5 protein-coding genes are annotated in these 4,808 nt (G+C 69.8%); 4 read left to right on the plus strand and 1 reads right to left on the minus strand.

Annotated elements, in window-relative coordinates:
• The coding region (locus tag ACIKT0_RS13020) for an FUSC family protein (protein ID WP_407105750.1) at positions 1-553 on the minus strand (553 nt) is incomplete at its 3' end.
• 186 nt (positions 554-739) lie between these two features.
• Here ACIKT0_RS13020 and miaB point away from each other — a divergent pair.
• The 4 genes from miaB to ACIKT0_RS13040 are packed head-to-tail and all read left to right on the plus strand — an operon-like array spanning position 740 to position 4,709.
• A complete protein-coding gene (gene miaB, locus ACIKT0_RS13025; protein WP_407105751.1) occupies positions 740-2,125 on the plus strand; it encodes a tRNA (N6-isopentenyl adenosine(37)-C2)-methylthiotransferase MiaB in 1,386 nt (461 codons plus the stop codon).
• Positions 2,122-3,180 carry a PhoH family protein gene (locus ACIKT0_RS13030; protein WP_407105752.1) on the plus strand — a complete coding sequence of 353 codons (1,059 nt, stop codon included), beginning with the start codon at positions 2,122-2,124 and terminating at the stop codon, positions 3,178-3,180. Before miaB ends, ACIKT0_RS13030 begins: the two co-directional genes overlap by 4 nt.
• Before the next feature lie 10 nt (positions 3,181-3,190).
• Positions 3,191-3,709 carry an rRNA maturation RNase YbeY gene (gene ybeY, locus ACIKT0_RS13035; RefSeq protein WP_407105753.1) on the plus strand — a complete coding sequence of 173 codons (519 nt, stop codon included), beginning with the start codon at positions 3,191-3,193 and terminating at the stop codon, positions 3,707-3,709.
• A 13-nt stretch (positions 3,710-3,722) separates the two neighbouring features.
• A complete protein-coding gene (locus ACIKT0_RS13040; RefSeq protein WP_407105754.1) occupies positions 3,723-4,709 on the plus strand; it encodes a hemolysin family protein in 987 nt (328 codons plus the stop codon).
• Positions 4,710-4,808: the final 99 nt, after the last annotated feature.

Raw genomic sequence — 4,808 nt, forward strand, 5'->3', positions numbered from 1 at the left:
AGCGACCCGGCGCGCCGCGCAGCAGGTTCGCGATGTCGCCGGCGACCGCGCGGGCGTCGCGGGCGAGGTCCCGGTCGATGGGCGTCGGAAACACGATCAGGGTGGTGATCACGCCGATCCCGCAGCCGATCAGCACCTCGAAGATGCGGTCGAACGCCGTATCGAGCGTGTTCGCGTCGTTCGCGGTCGCGACCAGCAGGATCGCGGCCGTGATCGGAGCGATCCTCAGCATCGGCCGTCCGGCGGCCGCGAAGGCGAGCGCCGCCACCGTGACGGTGAGCGTGACGGAGGTTCCAACCAGCGAATGTGGGTGCAGGAACGCCGCCACGCCGCCCACGACAGACCCGACTACGGTGCCGACCGCCCGCTCCTGAGCGGCCGCGACCGTGCCGCCGAGGCTCGCCTGCACGACGATCAGCGCCGTGATCACGCTCCAGTAGCCCTGCGGCAGCTGCAGCAGCGTCGTGATCACGAACGCCGCGACCGACGCCGTCGCGACCTTGATGGCGAAGCGCATGTCCGCGGCGTACCGGTCGGGAAAGCGAACTTGCATGGCGGCCGCGCTTTCAGGGAGCCGGTTACCTGTGCCGCCGGGGCGTGTTTGACCACCCCCGGCCCGCAGTCGCCGGCGCAACGGGAAGATGCGCCCCGCAGTATTCTCTTGAAGCCGGTTTCGCGTTAAGGCTTGGCCCGAGAAGGTTGGCGAGAGCCGACCGCGGGAGTCGCCAGATCCGGCCTAATGACAGCCAGCCGCCCAAAACTGTTCGTCAAGTCCTACGGCTGTCAGATGAACGTCTACGACGCGGATCGCATGGCGGACGCGCTTGCGCCTGACGGCTATGTGGCGGCTGACGGCGTCGACGACGCCGACGTCATCGTGCTCAACACCTGCCACATCCGCGAGAAGGCCTCCGAGAAGGTCTATTCCGAGCTCGGACGCATCCGGAAGATGAAGGCCGAGACCGGGCGCTCTCCTCTGGTCGCGGTGGCCGGCTGCGTGGCGCAGGCCGAAGGCGCCGAGATCCTGCGCCGGGCCCCGGTGGTCGATCTGGTGGTCGGGCCGCAGAGCTATCAGCGCCTGCCGGAACTGCTGCGCGAGGCCAAGGCCGGCGCCCGCCCGGTCGACACTGAATTCGCGGTCGAGGACAAGTTCGAGCGGCTGGCGGCCCCGACCCCCAAGGCGATCCGCGGCCGCGGCGTGACGGCCTTCGTGACGGTGCAGGAAGGCTGCGACAAGTTCTGCACGTTCTGCGTCGTGCCCTATACGCGCGGCGCCGAGGCGTCGCGGCCGGTGTCTCAGATCGTCGCCGAGACGGAGCGCCTTGTCGCGGCAGGCGTCCGGGAGGTCACGCTGCTCGGGCAGAACGTCGACGCCTATCACGGCGAGGGGCCGGATGGCCGCGACTGGTCGCTCGCGCGGCTGCTCTATGAGCTCGCGGAAATTCCGGGGCTCGCCAGGCTTCGCTATACGACGAGCCATCCGCGCGACATGGCCGACGACCTGATCGCCGCCCACCGGGATCTCGGCAAGCTGATGCCCTATCTGCACCTGCCGGTGCAGTCCGGCTCCGACCGAATTCTGGCGGCGATGAACCGAAAGCACACCGCGGCGGACTATCTGCGGCTGGTCGAGCGCATCCGCGCGGCCCGTCCGGACCTCGCCCTGTCCGGCGATTTCATCGTCGGGTTTCCGGGAGAGACCGACGCTGATTTCGAGGCGACGCTCGCCATCGCCCGCGAGGCCGCCTATGCGAGCGCCTTCACGTTCAAATACAGTCCGCGCCCCGGCACCCCGGCGGCGGACCGTCCGGGGCAGGTCGACGAGAGCATCAAGACCGAGCGGCTGCTCCGCCTGCAGGCGCTGATCACTGAACAACAGGCCGCCTTCGCGCGTTCTCTCGTCGGTCGGCGCATCGACGTGCTGCTTGACCGGCCCGGCCGTCACCCCGGGCAGATCGCGGGTCGCTCGCCTTATCTTCAGCCTGTGCAGCTGGTCGCGCCGGGCGCCGAGGTGGGCGACGTCATTGAGGCGGTGGTCACCGATGTCGGCCCCAACAGCCTGTTCGCCGCGCCTGCGGGCGACGCGCGCGGATCTTCAGCCCTGCTCGCGGAGACCGCTATTTGAGCGCTGAGACCATCGTGCGCGGCTTCGACCCGCTGCGCGGACCCGCCTCCCGGCAAGCGCCCGGCGCCCGCGGCGCCGCGGCTCCGGGAGAAGTGGTCCTCGCGTTCGAGGACAACCGTCACGCATCGAGCCTGTTCGGCTCGCATGACCAGAACCTCGCATTCCTCGAACGCCGACTGGGCGTCGAGGCGACCGTGCGCGGAAACCACGTGGCGCTGCGTGGGCCGATCGAGGCCTGCCAGCAGGCCCGCAAGGTGCTCGAAAGCCTCTATGACCGCGTCCGGCGCGGCGAGAGCGTCGCGTTGGGAGACGTCGACGGCGCGATCCGGATGACCACCGCGCAAGGCCAGCTGTTTCCGTCCGACGGCGACGGGCCGCGTCCGGGTTTCACCCAGGTCTCGACCCGCAAGAAGACGATCGTCGCCCGCACCGGGGCGCAGGACGCCTATATGCGGGCGCTCGCCCGCCACGAGCTGGTGTTCGCCACCGGCCCCGCCGGCACCGGCAAGACCTACATCGCCGTCGCCTGGGCGGCGGCGTTGATCGAGCGCGGTGAGGCCGACCGCATCGTCCTCTCGCGCCCCGCGGTCGAGGCCGGCGAACGGCTGGGCTTCCTTCCCGGCGACATGAAGGAGAAGGTCGACCCCTATCTCCGTCCGCTTTACGATGCGCTCTACGACGTGATGCCGCCCGAGAAGGTCGAGCGAGGGATGGCTTCGGGCATGATCGAGATCGCGCCGCTCGCCTTCATGCGCGGCCGGACGCTCGCCAACGCCATCGTGCTGCTCGATGAGGCGCAGAACACGTCTTCGATGCAGATGAAGATGTTTCTGACCCGGCTCGGCGAGAACAGCCGCATGATCATCACCGGCGACCCGACCCAGATCGATCTTCCGTCCGGCCAGGTCTCTGGCCTCGCGGAGGCGATCGGCCTGCTCGAGGAGGTCGAGGGCGTCGGCGTCACCCGCTTCACGGCCGCCGACGTGGTCCGCCACGAACTCGTCGCCCGCATCGTTCGCGCCTACGAGGGCGCGCATCCGAGCCAGAACCCGTGACCCTCGAGCCATGAGCCCGGATCGACCTACCCCCGTCGCGCTCGAGATCGAGCGCGACAGCGACCTCTGGAGCGCCCTGCCGGAGGCGGAGGCGATCATCGCGAAGGCCGTGAGCGCGGCGTTCGCGGAAGCCGGCCTGCTCGCGCGTCCTGACGCCGAGCTCGCCGTTACGCTCGCGGACGACGAGCGGGTCCGCTCCCTCAACGCCGAGTGGCGGGCCAAGGATCGGCCGACCAACGTCCTGACCTTCCCGGCGGTCGAGCCGGACGAGACGGCGGAAGCGCCGATGCTCGGGGACGTCATCCTCGCCTTCGAGACCGTCGCGCGCGAGGCGCGCGAGGAGCAGAAGACGCTGGGCGATCACGTCGCGCACCTCACGATCCACGGCGTCCTGCATCTCTTTGGCTTCGACCATCTCGAGGATGACGAAGCCGACGCAATGGAGGCGATCGAGATCCGGGCCCTGGCCCGCATCGGAATCGCCGACCCTTATGCGGCCATCGCCGCACCCCCCCTCACGAACAGCTGAGCCGACCTTCCCGATGCCCCCTTCAGAACGCCATGCCCGCCCTGGCGCAGCGGTCCTCGCAACCGGCGAGGCGCGCGACAACTGGCTGGAACGGCTGCGGACCTTCGTCGGTTTCGGCGCGCATCCTACCGCCCGCGAGGACATAGCGGAGGCGCTCGAGGACGCGGCCGAGGACGCCTCGGTGAACGCCCAGGAGCGCACGCTGCTCCGCAACGTGCTGGCCCTGCGGGAGACCCGGGTCCACGACGTCATGGTGCATCGCGCCGACGTGGTCGCAGTCTCGGAAGACGTCACCTTCGGCCAGTTGCTGCTGACCTTCGCGGAGGGCGGCCATTCGCGGCTGCCGATTCACCAGGGCTCGCTCGATGAGCCGAAGGGCATGGTCCATGTGAAGGACGCGCTCGCGCTGTTCGCCCACAAGGTGCAGGGCGGCGAGTCCGTGCTCGACCCCGGCGGCGTCGATCTCAGCGCCCGCATCGCGGATCTCGACCTCGTCCGGCCGGTGATCTTTGCGCCGCCCTCGATGCATGTCTCGGACCTGCTGGCGCGGATGCAGTCGCTGCACATCCACCTTGCCCTCGTGATCGACGAATATGGCGGAGTCGACGGGCTCGTGACGATTGAGGATCTGGTCGAAACGATCGTCGGCGAGATCGAGGACGAGCACGACGAGTCCGTGGTGGCGAGCGTCCGGCCGGACGGTCAGGGCGGTTTCATCGCCGACGCCCGGGCGCCGCTCGATGAGGTCGCCGAAGCGGTCGGGCCGAGCTTCGACGTCGCCCCCTTCCGCGACGAGGTCGACACGATCGGCGGCCTCATCGTCACGCTCGCCGGCCGCGTTCCTGCGCCGGGCGACGTGGTGGAAGGTCCCGGCGGGCACCGGCTCGAGGTGCGGGACGCGGACCCCAGGCGCGTGATCGAGGTCCGCATCGACGGCCCGAGGCCCGAGCGCGACCTTGGCGAATCGGCTACGTCCGGAGACGCCGCTGACGCGGCCTGAGCCCTCAGCCGCGAAGCCCGCCGCATGACGCGCCGTTCCCCCGGGCTTTTCGCTCTCGCCAACTGGGTCACGCTCGCGCATGGCTGGCCGCGACGGCCC

It is taken from the genome of Hansschlegelia beijingensis, assembly GCF_045505405.1.
Taxonomy (GTDB): domain Bacteria; phylum Pseudomonadota; class Alphaproteobacteria; order Rhizobiales; family Methylopilaceae; genus Methylopila; species Methylopila beijingensis_A.

Coding starts and splice junctions, on each gene's coding strand:
- miaB (WP_407105751.1), top strand. CDS start 740: ATGACAGCCAGCCGCCCAAAACTGTTCGTCAAGTCCTACGGCTGTCAG.
- ACIKT0_RS13040 (WP_407105754.1), top strand. CDS start 3,723: ATGCCCCCTTCAGAACGCCATGCCCGCCCTGGCGCAGCGGTCCTCGCA.
- ybeY (WP_407105753.1), top strand. CDS start 3,191: ATGAGCCCGGATCGACCTACCCCCGTCGCGCTCGAGATCGAGCGCGAC.